The following is a 16,864-nucleotide window of genomic DNA, read 5'->3' as shown; positions in this document are numbered from 1 at the left end:
TGAATGACGTGCCGCCGGGACGATGAAGTCCGGCGTCATTCCACGTGGAAAGGCGGGGGACGGATCGACGAGGGATGGTTGAGGCCGATGGCAGGCCCGACGCGAACGGGGTTGAACCCGACATCTCTCGCAATGAGGCTCAGGCTCGACGTCGTTCATTTTTCGGAATCATCAGGAGATTGGCGATGATTTTCCGTGAGATGCCGCGCGCCCTTCGTTCGATCACGCGAGCCTCCCACAGGGCTCGCGGCGGCAGGGCTCGCTTGAAGTTGGAGGTCCTGGAAGATCGGACCTTGCTGGCCAGCAACCCGATCGTTGCTGAGAACATGCTGCCAGGCAGCCCCGCCAGTGAGTGGGACATCAGCGGCGCCGGCGATACGAGCCTCCAAGGGTTCGCCACGGATATTAGCGTGGATCAAGGGCAAACCGTCTCCTTCAAAATCGATGATACATCGCAGGCGTCCTATCATGTTGATATTTATCGGATGGGCTACTATGGGGGGCTCGGTGCCCGTAAGGTCGCCACGATTTCCTCGGCGTCGACTCAGAGACAGAACCAACCGTCTGGCCTGAGCGATCCCACAACCGGGTTGTTGGACTGCGGCAATTGGTCGGTGTCCGCGACCTGGGCGGTTCCGGCCAGCGCCACCTCGGGGATCTACTTCGCCAAGCTCATTCGCGACGACACTGGCGGGGCCAGCCACATCCCGTTCATCGTGAGGGACGATAGCGGTCACTCCGACGTGCTCTACCAGACCTCCGACACCACCTGGGAGGCGTACAATAACTACGGGGGGAACAGCCTCTATGAGGGTTCCTCAGACTTCGCCTCGCACGCCGTCAAGGTGAGCTACAATCGGCCGTGGAATACCCGGGCCGCCACCGGCGGCCTTGGCCAGACCAATTGGTTCTTCTGGGCCGAGTACCCGATGGTGCGCTGGATGGAGGAGAACGGCTACAACGTCAGTTACTTCACCGACGTGGACAGCGACCGACTGGGGTCCGATATCCTCCAGCACAAGGTCTTCATGTCGAGCGGCCACGACGAATACTGGTCCGGCGGGCAGCGGACCAACGTCGAGGCCGCGCGGGACGCGGGGGTGAACCTGGCCTTCTTCAGCGGCAACGAGGTGTTCTGGAAGACCCGCTGGGAGACGAGCATCGACGGCTCGGGCACCCCTTATCGCACCCTCGTTTGTTATAAAGAAACGCAGGCCAACGCCAAGATCGACCCGCTGGCGACCGTCTGGACGGGGACCTGGCGCGACCCGCGGTTCAGCCCGCCGGCGGACGGCGGGCGGCCGGAGAACAGCCTGACCGGCACCATCTTTACCGTCAACCGGGGGGCGGGGGGCGATTTTGGCACCGCCATCCAGGTTCCCGGGGCCGATAGCCAACTGCGGTTCTGGCGCAACACCAGCATCGCCACCCTCCAGCCCGGGCAGACCGCCACCCTGGCCAACGGCACGCTCGGCTACGAGTGGAATGAGGATCTCGACAACGGGTCGCGGCCGGCCGGGCTCATCGATCTCTCCTCCACCACCGAGGACGTCTCGCAGCGGATCGAGGATTACGGCAACACCTACGGGCCGGCGACCGCGACCCACAGCCTGACGCTCTACCGGGCGGCCAGCGGCGCCTTGGTCTTCGCGACCGGCACCGTGCAATGGTCGTTCGGCCTGGACGGCAACCACGACGGACCGTCCACCGTGCCCGATGTCCGGATGCAACAAGCCACCGTCAACCTGTTCGCCGACATGGGCGTCCAACCCGGCACGCTTCAGTCGGGGCTGGTGCCGGCCACCGCCTCGACCGATACGGCCCGCCCGACGTCGGTCATTACGAGCCTGGTCGCCGGCGCGATCCTCCAGGGCGGCACCCCGATCACGATCAGCGGCACAGCCACGGACGCGGGGGGCGGCATCGTCGCCGCCGTCGAGATCTCCACCGACGGCGGCCTCACCTGGCACCGGGCCACCGGCCGCAACTCCTGGACCTACACCTGGACACCGACCGCCAGCGGAGCCACCAGCATCCGGTCGCGGGCGGTCGATGACAGCGCCAACCAGGAGATCCCGACAGCGGGGGTCCCGGTCACTGTCACCGCGTCGGTCACGAGCTCACTCTGGAACGCCGCCGTAACGCCCACGGTTGCCTCCGACAGCGACAGGAGTGCCGTCGAACTCGGACTGAAGTTTACCAGCGATGTCGCCGGCTCGATCACCGGGGTTCGCTTCTACAAAGGACCGAGCAACAGCGGTACCCACGTCGCGCATCTCTGGACCGCCACCGGGACCCTGCTGGCGACGGCGACGTTCAGCAATGAGTCGGCCACGGGATGGCAGCAAGTCTCGTTCTCCAGTCCGGTCGCCATCACGGCCAATACCACCTATGTCGTTTCCTACTTTGCGCCCGTGGGCGGTTATGCCTCGGATAGTAATTACTTCTCGAATTCCGGATTCGACAACGCTCCCCTCCATTCGCCCTCGAGTGCGGCCGGCGGTGGCAACGGCGTCTACCACTACGGAAGCAGTGGCGGGTTCCCCACGAGCACGTTCAATGGGACCAATTACTGGGTGGATCCCCTCTTTACCGCCTCCGGAGCGGACACGACGCCGCCGACTGTCACCACCCAATCGCCGGCTGCCAACGCGTCCGGTGTGTCCACGGCCGCGACGATCACCGCAACCTTCAGCGAAGCGCTCCAGGCGGGGACGGTGGTGATGACTCTGACGGGCCCCGGGGGAGCCGTTTCGGGTTCGCTCGTCTACAACAGTGCGACGAACACGGCCACGTTCACGCCCGCGGCCGCGCTCGCGGCCCAAACGATCTACGTCGTCAACGTCAGTGGCGCCAAGGACATGGCGGGCAACGTGATGACGAGCGTCTCCTGGTCGTTCACCACCGCCGCCACTGTCACTGGCTCCACGATCTCGCTTTGGAACGCTGCCGTAACGCCCACGGTTGCCTCCGACAGCGATCGGAATGCCGTCGAGCTCGGACTGAAGTTTACCAGCGATGTCGCCGGCTCGATCACCGGGGTTCGCTTCTATAAAGGACCGAGCAACACTGGTATCCACGTCGCGCATCTCTGGACCGCCGCCGGGACCCTGCTGGCGACGGCGACGTTCAGCAATGAGTCGGCCACGGGATGGCAGCAAGTCTCGTTCTCCAGTCCGGTCACCATCACGGCCAATACCACCTATGTCGTTTCCTATTTCGCCCCCGTGGGTGGTTATGCCTCGGATAGTAATTACTTCTCGAATTCCGGATTCGACAACGCTCCCCTCCATTCGCCCTCGAGTGCGGCCGGCGGTGGCAACGGCGTCTACCACTACGGAAGCAGTGGCGGGTTCCCCACGAACACGTACAATGGGACCAATTACTGGGTGGATCCCCTCTTTACCGCCTCGGGAGCGGACACGACGCCGCCGACCGTCACCGCCCAGTCGCCGGCTGCCAACGCGTCCGGTGTGTCCACGGCCGCGACGATCACCGCAACCTTCAGCGAAGCGCTCCAGGCGGGGACGGTGGTGATGACTCTGACGGGGCCCGGGGGAGCCGTCTCGGGTTCACTCGTCTACAACAGTGCAACGAACACGGCCACGTTCACGCCCGCGGCCGCGCTGGCGGCCCAAACGATCTACGTCGTCAACGTCAGTGGCGCCAAGGACATGGCGGGCAACGTGATGACGAGCGTCTCCTGGTCGTTCACCACCGCTGCCGCGGGCACGACGTCCGGTCTCGTCGCCGCCTATAGCTTTAACGAGGGGACCGGCACGACCACCGCGGACATTTCCGGTCATGGCCTGACCGGCGTGCTCTCGAACGCGACCTGGACCACCGCCGGACGCTTCGGCGACGCGCTCTCATTCAACGGCACCAACGCGATGGTGACCGTGAATGATAATAATTTGCTGGATTTGACCAATGGAATGACCCTGGAGGCCTGGGTGAAGCCGGCGGCCCTGAACGGCTGGACCACCGCGATTCTCAAGGAACGGCCCGGCGGGCTGGCCTACTCCCTCTACGCTTCGGACAACACCGGTCGGCCGCCGGCCGGCTACATCGACAAGTCGGGGACAGACTACAGCGCGGTGGGGGCGTCGGCCCTGGCACTGAATACATGGACGTATCTGACCGCGACTTACGATGGCGCGGCGATGCGGTTTTACGTCAACGGGACATTGGTCCGGACCCGCGCGCTCACCGGGAACATCGTCACGTCGAACAACGCGTTGCGGATCGGCGGCAACGCGATCTGGGGCGAATACTTCAATGGCCTGATCGACGAGGTCCGGGTGTACAACCGGGCCCTGGCCTCGTCCGAGATCCAGACTGATATGAATACCCCGATTGGCGGTGGTACTGGCGCGCTGAGTGCGGTGGGAGCACCCACGGTCGCTTCGCCGGCTTCCACCCCGTTGACCCTTGCGGCGATGGCTCCCCTCGTGGTCGAGGCTGCGGCCCGCTGGCGGGCTTCATTGCCCGCCGGGACCAATTTGAGCGTGTTGGCGACCACCCCGATCGTGATCGCCGACCTTCCGGGGTCGCAATTGGGGTGGACGGGGGATGGGAAGATCTGGATCGACCAGGATGCGGCGGGGTATGGCTGGTTCGTGGACTCGACCCCGGGGGATGACAGCGAATTCCGCCTGGCCGGCGATCAGGGCGAGCAAGGGCGGATCGACCTGCTGACCGTTCTGGCGCACGAGATGGGACATCTTCTCGGATACGAGCATGAGGATGGAGGCGTCATGGCCGATTCCTTGGGCCCTGGGGTGCGGAGGCTTCCCGGGGCCCCACTCACCCATGATGATGCTCTGGCCTCTCTGACTCGGGTGGATCAGGAGCCTGACGTTCGGATCCCCGTGGACGATTCCACGCTCACTGAGGTTGCCTCGGAATGGATCCAGGCCCGCGTCAACCGCCCACGACTGGTTTCCTACCAGATTGCCCCGCTTCCTGCCCTCCGCCTTACCTAGCGGCTGGGCCGTGCTGGACCCGAATGGCCGCTTCCACACCCAGGGGTGGGCGTGAGCCCCCCCACCCTTGGGTGCTCGGGCAAAATGCACGTAATTTTGGGAAATTGGCGAATCGACTGTGGATCAGAAAAGGAATTCGGCGGACCTTTCTCTGTCTCAACCTCGGCATGGCATTCCTGGCGTTCTCCAGCTACGGCATCAGCGCCTGGATCCCCACGTTTCTGATCCGCAACCCTCACTGGTCCCTGGCGCAAGCCGGATTCACAATCAATCTGATCCACATGGTTTGCGGAACGTCGGGGATTGTGTGCGGCCGGCGGGGACGGTTCTGATCGCTGGGCGAACCGATGCGCGGGACCGTGGTGATCCGGCCGCAACCGGCCTTCGAATGGCAATGGGGTCGGGAGCTGACGCGATCGTCGGCTCCCGGCCCCATTTTTTCTGTGCCCAAATCGCCAGGGAAAGAATGGCGATTCAAGACTCCGTTCAGTATGCGTCGGCGCTGACGACTTCACCCCCCTGGGTGGAGCCGAGGGCTCGCCAGGTGGGAAGGCTGATCGTGTTCTTGATGAACTTCACGGTGCCGTCGCCCATCGCGGCGTTGACCCCGCCCGGATGGCGACTTCGGGACCCGAACATGTTCGGGCAGGCGGACGTCGACTGAATGCAGGGAGGGTTGTTCCCGGAAGGATACTTGCAGTAACCAATCGTGTAGATGCAGTCGGGGAGGGTACTGTTCGGTGCCAGGTAGGTCTCGAATCCCGAGGCATCGCCCCAGTGGGTGAACCCGCGCAGGTCGCTGCCCTGCGCCTGAAGCACCTCGGCGGCGATGATCGTATTGCTCGTGCCGTCGGTGAGGTCGCGAAGCCCGCGGGTGCCCCAGGCCGCCGTCGTCGACCCATTGTAAGGAGCGCCCGGAGGGTAAAGGTCACTGAACGGAGCGCCTGTGAACGCGAGGCCGTTCAGGGTCGTCGGCTGCGCGTTGCCGGTGTTACCGTAATTGAACGCATAGTTATGCGACTGAATGCCGCTGAACGGGGACTGGGGCGAGTCGCTCGGGCAGGTATACGCGTTGATTCGGTTCCGGGTCACGGTGAGGTTGCCCGCGCCACCATAACGGAACATGCCGGCTCCCACGTCGTTATCCGGGCCGGCGATGAAGTTCCATGAATTGTACATCGCGTTCTGTTCGAGGAACGGCAACACGAACACGGTCCAGGTCCCGAAGCAACACCCCTTTTTGCCGGGGGGTAGCGACATGTTCACGCTTTCGTAGTTCATGACGCCGAGGCCGAGTTGCTTGAGATTGTTGATGCACTGGGATCGGCGGGCCGCCTCGCGCGCCGCCTGGACGGCAGGGAGCAAAAGCGCGATCAAGACCGCGATGATCGCGATCACGACCAAGAGTTCGATCAGGGTGAATCCACGGCGATAGCGAGCTCTCATCAAATCACCTCGCAGATTAAGGGATCGGAAGAAAACGTGGCATTGCCTGAAATGGCGATTCCAGCTAAAACATGTTTACGTGATGATAGAATCGTCTGCCATTGGCAGACTCAGGTGCGTGGAGCCGATCCGAGTTGTCGAATGACCTTGGCGGGGGGGGCGATGACTAAGGAGAGCACTATTTCGACTTCAAAGAGAAGTCGAGCGGGGTCGCGTTGCTGGCTTCGATCTTGGCGGTCAAGGTGCTTGCCGAGTTGTACTTCGCAGGGATTGGGTCGGATTTGGGCGGCGTCGGCGCCCCAGGCGGGGGGAGCGGTTCGGCCGCGGCCGCCTCCGGTGCCGAGGAACTCGAGATGAGCACCTTGTAGTCGCCGGGAGTCGGACCCTGGAGCCGGTCAATCGCGTACTTGCCGTCGGCCACAGTGCCGCCCGTGGCGACTCCGGCAGCCCCCACCGGTTGAAATTGGATGAACCCATGAGGCAGAGGGCGGTCATCGAGCGTGACGGTCCCCGAGATCGCCTGACGCGGCAGGTCGTCGCTGCCCCCTCCGCCGCAGCCCCCGAGCAACGCAAGCAGGGCGCCCCCGGAAATCCTGGACAGTCTTCGGCTTATTCTCATGAATGATTTCCTTAGGAGAACCTGGCAATGATACCAGCCATGGAAGAATGGGCGCATAGCCGAATCGTTCGCAGAGAGTGACCCCGGCCGGGATATTTCTCGATGCGACACGATTCGCGAATTGACCTTGCTGTCTCTGAGTTATTCGGAGTTTAGAACGGACAAGTCCAACTTGCAAGTTGGTTTTAGCAATTGTTATGCCGTAAATGATGGAAATTATAATGTGTGATTTTGGACATGATTTCGGTTGAAGGGGCATGCGCCCGCGGATTGGGGGCACTCATGCCTTTCGCGGTCCAATGGCAGGGATCGGAGCCTTGGAACGAGGCCCGATCGGCATTATTTTGAGAAGCGGGTGCGCGAAGCCAAGCCCAACCATGGAGGGAGGCATGGCTCGCTGCGTTGGCCGTCGCGGTGCAGCGATCCATCACCCATCCATTCGTGTTGGCCCGCGGGCCAACACGAATGGATGGGTTTGGAGGTGAAGGCTTTCGTCTTAATGACTTGAGAGCGGACGGCTGGCTGATGCCTGACCCGCAATCATCAAGTCGATGGTCCTACTCAACTTCTCGGAACGAAGCGGAGCCGTCATTTGACGGTTGCGGGTGGGTTCGTGCCTTGCCAGCAAGCCCGTCCGCGTTGGGATCAAGGCTGTGGCTTGACCGTGCATCGGGCCGAGGTGATCGGCAGCTTCCAGTCTTCGATGGCCGTCCCTTTGAGGTTCAGTTGGCTGGTGAGGTGGTGCAGGCGGCGGGTCGCCGGGCCGTCGGGGGCGGTCTCGAACAGGTTGCGCAGGAAGTAGGGGGGGATGGCCTGATAGTAGAGCGTCGCCCGGACCTGGAGCCGGGACAGATCGATGGCACTCGGCAGTTCGATGCGGTAGGTCACCTCGTCGGAGCCGCTGCCGTCCTGGTAGCGTGGATCTTCCGAGGCGCCCGGGCCGGGGTGGGTGGCTTGCAGGTAACGGCCGGTCAGGGCAGGGCCCGGCCCCTCGCGTCGCCAACCGCGCGGCAGGAGGCGGTTGTCTTTGACGGTCTCACAGCTTCGGACAAAGCTGGTCGTGAACCCGCCCTTGGCGTCGCGGAGCAGGGTCTCATAGACCTGCACCTGATTGGGTGAAGTGATGATCTCGTGGTGCTGCTGAAACTGTTGGCGGCCAGTGCCTGGGTCGCGGGCAAAGAACTCGGTCGCCAGCGGCTGGCCATCCGCGCCGAGGAGCACGCCTTGGTCGTTGGTCTGGCCCGAGGCCCAGACGATCCGCTCGGGCCCGCGCGGCGGTTCCGCCGGTGCGACGATCGCGAGTTCCAGGAACGCGCGACGGAACCCGACGCCGCTCGGGAACCGATGGCCCACCTTGTTTGCGACGACGACCCGGGCCGTCAGTCGGTTCGGCCCTTGCCAGTCGGCGGTCACGGCAAGGGAGGCGACGTCGTCGCGGGCCGTCCGGGCGATGTGGTCGACCGCGTGGTCGATCCCTTGCTTCGAGCCCGTCATGTAGTCGGTCTTGGGGACCCCCAGGACGTCGTCGAACTGATTGAACATCTCGAGCAGGAACGCGTTCAAGCCCGAGAAATTGTGGCGGCGGAACCCGGTCTCGCGGGTGCGGACTTGCAGGCGGTCGCTCGCGACGAGGTTCTCGGCTTCGGGATAGGTGGTGTCCTGGATCACCGCGATCTTGGACCGGAGTTGTGCGAGGTCGATCCCGTGCGTTTCATCCTTCAAGCCGCGCGACATATGACAATCCTGGCACGACTTGGCCCGCGGGTTTTGCAGGTCGATCTCATTCTCGTATTCGCTGTTGAGCCACTCCAGATAGGTTGCCTGCTCGACGTGGTGGTGGAATTTCCGGAACTCGGGGACGACTTCGCCGCGGGTGAGTTCATCGCCCTGGTGACTCAGATCGGTGTGGTCGAGCGGTCGATCGACGTTCGGCAGGACGACCGTATGGCACGAGGCGCAGAGCTGCGACGACTTCAAAAAGGCGCTCTGCTTTGGCTTCAGGCCGGTCGCGTGCTCCATGGCGTAGGACGCGATCTCGTTGTCCTGGAACGGGCCGTAGATCTCCCCTTTTTTGCCGAGGTGATAATTGCCCGTGTTCGCCGTCTCGAGAAAGTATTGCAGGTAGGGGCGGTGGTCGGAGCTGGGCTGCGCGGGGGGCTGCATCCGGTGGCAGACCACGCAGCTCACGCCGTCGCGGGCCAGGGCGCCGTATTTCGCGTCGCCGTGGCCGGGGTGCCCGGCCGGGTCGGCGATCTCGTGAATGTGGTCGACCGAGAAGTTTGACGCGTCCGGGTGGTCGATGGCGAACTGCCGCTTACCCATTGACCCATGACAGCGCATGCAAGTGTCAGCCAACGTGGCGCAGAGTTTGCCCGCGCGGCTCGGGTCCGATTCGAATTGCTTGCAGAGCGCCTGGACCTCGCTCTCGATCTGGGCGAACACGATGGGGTCGCGGCCCGCCAGGCCCATCGGCGTCCAGCGCCACTCGCCATAGGGGGAGACGTCCCAGCCCTCGGCCCCGTACTCGACGTTGGTTCCGGTCGGGACGAACATCGTGGGCCCGAACGGGGCCAGGAGGCCCGCGTGGCAGCTCATGCATTGGTTCGCGGTGAGAAACTCCTGGCTCCGATCGCGGTTGGTGACCACCCAGTCGTGGGTGACCGGCGGCAAGACCGCGAGTTGCGCCCGTTCGACTGGCTTGATCGCGTCGAAGAAGCTCGGAAAGCCGGCCCCCGATTGGGGGTGGCCGAGTGCGCTCCGCGGGTCCGGGCCGAGGTTGGCGTCGGCCGTCGCCGCGGTTTTGACGACGGCCTCGGTCTTCGCTTCGTTGGCGCCTCGACGCCAGGAATCATCGGACTTGAAGGTGAGGGGCGTGCCCGGGAAGCCCTCGATATTCCGCAAGGCCGCGAAGGTGAACTCGTTCGCGGGGTGGGCGGGCTCGGCGCCTGGGGATTGGGTTGCGGCATGACAGCGGATGCAGGCCAGTCCGAACCCCGAGATCGGATCGGCGAACGGGTAGACGTGGTTGTCGACCACGCGCTGACCCTTGGCCGGATTGCTCCAGAACCAGCCGTCGTGAGAGCCGGCCGCGTCCTTGACCATCACGGTCCAGGACTCCAGGGAATACGGCAAGTCGCCCTCGAGCGTCGCCCGGTGGCGGATCGCGGGGGCGGGGTACTGCTCCTTGATGATCATCTCGCCGTCGGGGATCGTGCCCGCGCGACCGTTGAGCAGCCAGCGGATCACGCCCGGTGAGTAGTAGACCCGGACCGCCGGGTGCGTGCCGAACGAGCGGCCCTCGAGGTAAGGCCCGGTGTCACGCACGCTCTTATCCCGGCGCCAGCCCAGGGCCACGTATTGACGTTCGTTCAAGAACGTGAAGAGTTTTTCCTCGAACTGGGCGACGGAGACGCGGCTCGGGAGCGGCAAGTCGCTCGGTCGGCCGAGTTCGAGCGTCTGAGGATCAGGATTGCTCGGGACGAGAGCTCCCCCCGAGCGCGCGGTCATCCTGGGCAGAAATCCCCCACAGATAAGCAGCATGGCCAAGAACCCGATCGCGGTCGCTTGCCACCATCGTCTTCGCCAAAGGGGGACGTCCATGATCGCGCGCTCCTCTTGGTCTTCATGACCGTTCTTGGTGCCCGATGGCCGCCGCCTGTTCGGCGTCCGAGGCCGGCTTCATCCCGTCGCCGAACCTGACATGACTTCCCGCGCGGAGTCGGCCGAATTGCGTCCCCGATGGGCCTGGCGTCGCCGACCCCACCGGGCCGGTTTCCCCCTCCGAAGGGAATTCCACATTCTCCGCGTCAGCAGGTTCAGAAGTTCGCCGCGCGACAGGCCGGCGAAGGCCAGATCCCGCAGCACGCGTTCATCCTGGGTCAACTGTTGATGGCAGATTTGCTGGATATTTGCGAGCTTGCCCGGAGTCTCGTAGCTGACGTGAGTCAGCAAAGTGAGGAGCTCATCCCGCGAGAGGTCGTGAAACGCGGCCTCGCCGAGCCGCTCCTGCTCCTTGGTGAGCATCTGCTGACGCCGCTGGTGCATGAGGTTACGGATCTGATACCCGTTGATCGCCAGGAAGACCACGTGCCAGACCGAGGGGCCGTAGAGCGGCGTCGGCTGACAGGTAAAGAAGAGCAAGCCCAGCACCAACCCGCCGCAGGTCAGGGCACGTAGCCACAACATATCTCGACCCAGGTAGGAGAAGAGATACAGGATGTTCGCCAGGTGAATGCACGACTCGACCAAGTTGTTACCCTCGAAGTTGCAGTCACGGATCAAGGGCGGAGGAGCGTTCGACCGAAGCCGATGAGATCGACATGCGGGTGGACGAACACCCGCCGCTGCGCGCAGCCAATCCATCGCCCAGATAAACCATCGACCCGGCCGGCGGGCGGGTTCAACTTTCGAGCCCAGAGATCGACTCGCTCGTGTCACGAGGGTCGCAAATTCGGATTGATCGGCATGATCGCGTCGTTGCGGCTGGTCTTGTCCTAAGCCGTTAGGTGTGTTTTTTCCTCGATGTGGCGGCTCTCGGGTGGCCTGGGTGGCGCGTCAGTCCGTTGGGACCGCGGCCGCCTCGTCCGCGGTCCCAACGGGGGAGCGGTGCGTGGGGCGGTTCAGGCTTTCGCCGGAGAATGAGACTGAATGAGAATGTGACGGAATTGTAAATATTGTGAAGAATGGGATTCTGTGTGGCAGGTTGCGTGCAGCCGGGCGTGGAAGTGATCGGGCCGTGCCTGCTCAGATGGCTTTGCGGACCGTGCGGTCGATCGCCCTGAAAGTACTTGCAGGCGGAAAAGCGGCTTGCTATGATCCGCCTGAAGTGGAAGGCTCAGTCTTGCGTACAGGTTGATATGGAGCAGAGATTTTTGCCTGAAGTCCCGATCACCCGTGACGGCATGCTCCCATTTCCCCACAGCCTGACCGGATGCTTGCGGATTCAACCCGAGGGGGAAGCCTTGGGACGCGCATTGGAGCCGTTCGACGGTTCGTCGATGCCGGCGTCAACCCACTCCTAAGCCAATCGTTTCGACTCCATCGCTTTGCCTGCACGCGCCCTTTTTGTCATCAATCCAATGAATCCATCTCCTTGAATGGGAATTCGCTGGACTGAGGCTTGAGGATTGCGGACACTGTAGCCGACACTACCGGAGTATGACTGGCGGCTTTGGTTCGGACGTCGCGTCACCGAGAACCCAAACTCGGATTGCGGTGCCGATTCTTGGCATCTCGCTTGCTCATCATCTCGTCGATCAAGTCTTACGAATCTGGTTCCAACGCTAAGATCTCCGAGCGGCTCGCCGCCAGGAGGATCGCAGGTGGCAATTATGTTCGACTCCAGGGATGGCAGGGCGATCTGGCGGTTCCGCTGGCCGCGACGACTGGTCTTCATGATCTGGATGGCTTTGATTGGCACGTCTGTAGCCATCGGTGGGGGGCCGTTGCCGGCATCGGCGGCGGCCAAGAAGCTACCGACCTACAGCAGGGATGTGGCGCCGATCATCCAGAAGAAATGTCAGAATTGTCATCGCCGCCATCAGGTGGGGCCGTTCGCGCTGGAGACCTACGAGCAGGCTCGGAAGCGCGCCTCGGATATCGCGAGCGTGGTTTCGGATCGGCTGATGCCGCCCTGGAAGCCGGCCCCCGGGGTCGGCCCGAAGCTCAAGCACGACCAATCCCTCTCGCACGAGGAGATTGCCGTCCTCGAGGCGTGGGCCGTGGCGGGGGCTCCGGAGGGAGACCCGAAGCATCTGCCGCCGCCGGCCCAATTCACCGAGGGTTGGAAGCTCGGGCCGCCCGACCTCATCCTCGAGCCGACCGAGGACTTCAAGATTCGCCCCTCGTGCCCGGACACCTACCGCTGTTTCGTGCTCCCCACGAATCTGGCGAAGGACACCTACATCTCCGCGATCGACTTTCGGCCGGGGAATACGAAGGTTGTGCATCATATCAACGCCTTCCTCGACTCGAGCGGTGAAGCGCGGTTGAAGGACAAGGCCGAGCCGCGTGAAGGGTACACCTCGTTCGCGGGGCCGGGGATCGCGGTCTACGAGGATCTGAGCTTCTGGGCCGGTGGCCATGAGCCCAGTCATTTCCCCCCGGGCGTCGGCCAGCTTCTGCCTCGCCAGTCCGACGTGATCCTTCAGGTCCATTACCACGCCACGGGAAAATCGGAGGTCGATCGCACCCGCGTCGGCGTCTATTTCTCGCGTGAGCCGGTCAAGCAGGCGCTGCACTGGACGACGGTGTCGAACTCGAAATTCCAGGTCCCGGCGGGGGCTCCCAACTTCGAGGTCAAGGCGAACTGGTACGTCCCGACCGAACTCGAGGTCCTGGCTGTTTCGCCCCACATGCACTTGCTCGGTCGTGACATGCGGATGACGGCGACCTACCCGAACGGAACCAAGCAAGACCTGATTCACATCCCCGTCTGGGACCCTTCCTGGCAGAGCGCCTACTTTTTCCAGAAGCCGATCACGCTCCCGGGGGGCTCGCTCATCAACGTGACCGCTCACTTCGACAACTCCGGCCATTCGCGCAACCCCAATCAGCCCCCCAAGCGCGTGACCTGGGGCTACGGTGCGAATGAGGAGATGTGCGAAGGCTTCATCGCGGTCGTCAAGAAGGGGCAAGACCTGACCCTCCCCTGGGCCAAGGACGACCTCGCCGAGATCTTGAGCAGGCAACGCCTCAAAAATATGCTCAAGCAGGCGGCCAGGCAGGTGCGGTAAGGATTGATTTTCAACGAACCGCCATAAAGCGAGGAATCATCCTCGTTCCCACGGTCCTCCGTGGACTGCCGTTCCCGACGCTCCGCGTCGTCTGGCCCTCGCAAACCGAGGACGCAAGAGCGTCCCAGACGGCATTCCCACGGGGGACCGTGGGAACGAGTCGCGAGCGGCTTGCTGGCCCCGGATCGGGGCGTTGTTGATTTTCCGCGTTGGCGCGTGGGATTGGCTGCCCTCTGGCTTCGCTTGAGCGGCAGAAATTCATCCGCTTCGCGATTTGCTGATGCGTTGCGTATCCTGTCGCCGGTTTTATTGCAAGTCATAACAGTCATGCACGCATTTTGTCGCAGTCATTCAGGACTGCATATGTTTGTGTTTTAAAGATATCAACGTGGTTTGTCGCCGCTCTCAACCTTGAAGCAGCGGCAAGGGCGCGACGTTGTCCCCGAGCGCGGGATCGGCGGGAAGGCCGAGCCAGCCGGTTTGCACGGTGGCGTACACCCGGCGGAAGTCGACGGACATCTTGAGGTCGCCGGCCTCGAGGTCGAGCAAGCTTGGGTAGGGACCGGCCAGGCCGGGCCGGACCCCCGCGCCGGCGAGCAGGACCGGGCCGGCGGTGCCGTGGTCGGTGCCCGCCGACCCATTTTCCGCGACTCGGCGCCCGAACTCGCTGAACCCGAGGACCAGCACACGCTCGGCCAGGCCGGCCGCCGCCAGGTCGTCCAGGAACGCCTTCAGGGCGTCCGCCAGTGTATTAAGCAGGTCGGCATGCGAGAATAACTGGCTGGCATGAGTGTCGTAGCCCCCTTGCGTGGTGTAAAAGACGCGGGCCGCGTATCCCCCTTTGAGGAGCCGGGCGACGGTGCGGAGCCGCTCGGCTAGCGCAGTGGCCGGGTAGCTCGCCTCGGTTCCACGGTTGCGGATGAGTTCGTCCATTCGGTCGGCGGAGGCGTAGGCGTCGAGCGTGCTCCGGCGGACGAACGCGGTCAGGTCGTCCCCCGGTTCGGCAGCCAGGTCGGGCCGTTGGGCATCCATCGGAGCGTCCAGGGCGAGATCCTCGATTCGTTCGAGCGAGAGGGCGACCGCCCGGCGGCCCCGGAGGGCGGCCGGCGGAGTGCCCGAGCCGACGAACAGCGACTCCGCGCGGCGGCCCCCCCCGGCCGTGTCGAACCCGCGGCCGATCCAGCCCGGCCCGCCGTGCTCCTCGGGGTCGAGCCGGCCCGTCTGCCAGACCGCCATGCTCTGGAAATGCGACCGGCTCGGGTTCGGATACCCCACGCCCGGCACGATCGCCAGTCGACCCGTCTCGAGGAGTTTTCCCGCCTGCCGCAGCGCCGGGTGCAGGCCGAGATGATCGTTGATCTTGATCAGTTGATCCTTGGGCAACCGCAGCGCCTCGCGGTGCCGAGCGTAGCCATCATCGGCGAATGGGACAACCGTGTTGATCCCGTCGTTGCCGCCGTCGAGCTGGATCACGACGAGCACGCGGCCGTCGCGATCGGCCGTGGCGGCCCGCGCGGTCCGTGCGAGGAAACCGGGGACCGTGGGGGCCAGGGCGATCAATGACGAGCCGCGCAAGCCGGCCTTGAGGAAGTCGCGTCGCGAAGGCATGGGATCTCCTTTGATTCTTTGTTTCGTCGTTTCGAACGGGATGGTCCGCACGTCAATCGATCGATCAGCCGAGTTGGGCCTCGGGGCAGGACAGGATCAGGGCGACCGCGCGTCGCGCCGATTCCGGTCCCCAGGCGCTCGGGGGCCCGAGGCCCGCGGCGATCTGGTCGTGCCATTTCGCGCTGGGCTCGGCTCCAAACAGTCGTTTGGCGACGTGTGCGATCAAGGCGTCGCGCCCTTGTCCACGCCCGTCTCGTTCGGCCAGCGCCAGCACGTCGAGCGGCTGGGGGCGGCCGATCCCTCGGCCTTCGACCAGGGCCGAGGCGTAATTGGCCCGGCCGATCAGCGACCGCGACGTCAGCCAGGCCCGGCCCCCCGGCCAGCCGCCGACGTTGGGGGGATAGAAGAGGTCCTGGCCGAGCCGGGCTGCCCAGTCGGCCAGGACCAGGGTGCTCGGCGGCGGTTCGAGCAACTCCAAGGCACGGGTCGGCCCGACGACGAACTCGACCGGTCCCACGACGCGCGACCGCAAGTTCGCGGCGGCGAAGAAGAGGTCCGAACGCACGATCAAGGCGACGGCCCTGCCGATGTCGAGGTCGTGCTGGCGGAGGGCCGCGGCCAACTCTGAGATCGCCTCGTCGCCGATCGCATGCTCGCCGAAGAAGAGGCTGCAGAGCCGTCGCGCCAGGCGTGCGGACGTGGCCGGATGCGCGCGGAGCAGGCCGATCAGGTCATCCCCCGACCACCGCCCCGCGCGGCCGAGGATCGTCTTTTCCCCCTCGTCGTGCCGGCTTGCGACCTCGCGAAACTGGCCCTCGTTGACGGTCCATCCGGTCAAGGCGCGGGCGGCCTCTTGAACGTCGGGCTCGCCAAAGTGGCCGATGCCAAGCGTGAACAATTCCATGAGTTCGCGTGCGAGGTTTTCATTGGGGTGCCCCTTGCGGTTGGCCGACGCATCGAGCCAGGTCAGGAGTGCCGGGTCCTGGACAGCGGCGGTCAGCAACTCGCCGAACGGGGCGCGGGCGAGCCGGCGGAAGGTCTCGTTCTGGCGCCTCATGGACTCGAGGTTGTCGACCTTGAGATTGCTGGTGGCGAAATGGTCATGCCAGAGCAGCGTGAGCCGCTCGCCCAACGGGTCGGGGCCGAAGATCATTCGGAAGACCCACCACGCCTTGAGCCGCGCCGGGTCGTTGGAGGCGGCCGCGGCATCGGCGAGCAAGCGGGAGGTCGCCTCGAAGTCCTCGGGGCTGTCGCCATTGCGTGCCTGACCTGCGAGCACGCGATTGATGCTCGTCTCGGGGCCTTCCTTCATGTCGCGTTGGAGTACGTCCCAGGACGCCGCGAACCCAGCGCGGCGATGGAGGTGCGCGACCCGAGTGAGATCCCAGGGCTGGTCGGCGTCCGGGACGTAGGGAGTCCAGGCTGAGCCCCCTCCCGGGGGCGTGGCGAGCACGTCATTTGTAATGAGCATG

The 16,864-nt window shown here is 64.3% G+C and carries 9 protein-coding genes; 3 read left to right on the top strand and 6 right to left on the bottom strand.

The window, feature by feature from the left end:
- Window positions 1-185 precede the first annotated feature (185 nt).
- Together BUS42_RS16870 and BUS42_RS43675 are read left to right on the top strand one after the other, a co-directional pair.
- The gene (locus tag BUS42_RS16870) at window positions 186-4,985 is read left to right on the top strand and encodes a DUF4082 domain-containing protein (RefSeq protein ID WP_143206354.1); all 4,800 of its coding nucleotides are present in this window, start codon (window positions 186-188) and stop codon (window positions 4,983-4,985) included.
- Window positions 4,986-5,152: 167 nt separating this feature from the next.
- Window positions 5,153-5,317 carry a hypothetical protein gene (locus tag BUS42_RS43675; protein WP_159452240.1) on the top strand — a complete coding sequence of 55 codons (165 nt, stop codon included), beginning with the start codon at window positions 5,153-5,155 and terminating at the stop codon, window positions 5,315-5,317.
- Between the two features lie 154 nt (window positions 5,318-5,471).
- Here the strand turns inward: BUS42_RS43675 and BUS42_RS16865 are convergent, their stop codons facing one another.
- From BUS42_RS16865 to BUS42_RS16850, 4 genes are all read right to left on the bottom strand, one after another.
- A complete protein-coding gene (locus tag BUS42_RS16865) occupies window positions 5,472-6,431 on the bottom strand; it encodes a DUF1559 domain-containing protein (protein ID WP_074308115.1) in 960 nt (319 codons plus the stop codon).
- A 178-nt stretch (window positions 6,432-6,609) separates the two neighbouring features.
- Window positions 6,610-7,050, bottom strand: a complete 441-nt coding sequence (locus BUS42_RS16860) for a hypothetical protein (protein ID WP_074308113.1) — start codon at window positions 7,048-7,050, stop codon at window positions 6,610-6,612.
- 645 nt (window positions 7,051-7,695) lie between these two features.
- The gene (locus tag BUS42_RS16855) at window positions 7,696-10,650 is read right to left on the bottom strand and encodes a hypothetical protein (RefSeq protein WP_074308111.1); all 2,955 of its coding nucleotides are present in this window, start codon (window positions 10,648-10,650) and stop codon (window positions 7,696-7,698) included.
- A gap of 78 nt (window positions 10,651-10,728) precedes the next feature.
- Entirely contained in the window at window positions 10,729-11,331 is a 603-nt protein-coding gene (locus BUS42_RS16850; RefSeq protein WP_254053561.1) for a popeye domain-containing protein, read from the bottom strand.
- A 1,049-nt stretch (window positions 11,332-12,380) separates the two neighbouring features.
- Between BUS42_RS16850 and BUS42_RS16840 the strand changes: the two genes are divergently transcribed.
- Entirely contained in the window at window positions 12,381-13,784 is a 1,404-nt protein-coding gene (locus tag BUS42_RS16840) for a monooxygenase (RefSeq protein ID WP_074308107.1), read from the top strand.
- A gap of 405 nt (window positions 13,785-14,189) precedes the next feature.
- Here the strand turns inward: BUS42_RS16840 and BUS42_RS16835 are convergent, their stop codons facing one another.
- Both BUS42_RS16835 and BUS42_RS16830 read right to left on the bottom strand, forming a co-directional pair.
- A complete protein-coding gene (locus tag BUS42_RS16835) occupies window positions 14,190-15,392 on the bottom strand; it encodes a DUF1501 domain-containing protein (RefSeq protein ID WP_074311152.1) in 1,203 nt (400 codons plus the stop codon).
- A 64-nt stretch (window positions 15,393-15,456) separates the two neighbouring features.
- The gene (locus BUS42_RS16830; protein ID WP_074308105.1) at window positions 15,457-16,863 is read right to left on the bottom strand and encodes a DUF1800 domain-containing protein; all 1,407 of its coding nucleotides are present in this window, start codon (window positions 16,861-16,863) and stop codon (window positions 15,457-15,459) included.
- Window position 16,864 lies beyond the last annotated feature (1 nt).

Origin of the sequence: Singulisphaera sp. GP187 (assembly GCF_900129635.1) — a bacterium.
In the GTDB taxonomy this organism is placed as follows: domain Bacteria; phylum Planctomycetota; class Planctomycetia; order Isosphaerales; family Isosphaeraceae; genus Singulisphaera.
This window is presented reverse-complemented; position numbering and strand designations above follow the sequence as displayed.

Bases quoted from the DNA above. Each gene is read 5' to 3' on its own strand.
- BUS42_RS16835 (WP_074311152.1), bottom strand. From the start codon at position 15,392: ATGCCTTCGCGACGCGACTTCCTCAAGGCCGGCTTGCGCGGCTCGTCA.
- BUS42_RS16860 (WP_074308113.1), bottom strand. From the start codon at position 7,050: ATGAGAATAAGCCGAAGACTGTCCAGGATTTCCGGGGGCGCCCTGCTT.
- BUS42_RS43675 (WP_159452240.1), top strand. From the start codon at position 5,153: ATGGCATTCCTGGCGTTCTCCAGCTACGGCATCAGCGCCTGGATCCCC.
- BUS42_RS16865 (WP_074308115.1), bottom strand. From the start codon at position 6,431: ATGAGAGCTCGCTATCGCCGTGGATTCACCCTGATCGAACTCTTGGTC.
- BUS42_RS16870 (WP_143206354.1), top strand. From the start codon at position 186: ATGATTTTCCGTGAGATGCCGCGCGCCCTTCGTTCGATCACGCGAGCC.
- BUS42_RS16840 (WP_074308107.1), top strand. From the start codon at position 12,381: ATGTTCGACTCCAGGGATGGCAGGGCGATCTGGCGGTTCCGCTGGCCG.
- BUS42_RS16830 (WP_074308105.1), bottom strand. From the start codon at position 16,863: ATGCTCATTACAAATGACGTGCTCGCCACGCCCCCGGGAGGGGGCTCA.
- BUS42_RS16855 (WP_074308111.1), bottom strand. From the start codon at position 10,650: ATGGACGTCCCCCTTTGGCGAAGACGATGGTGGCAAGCGACCGCGATC.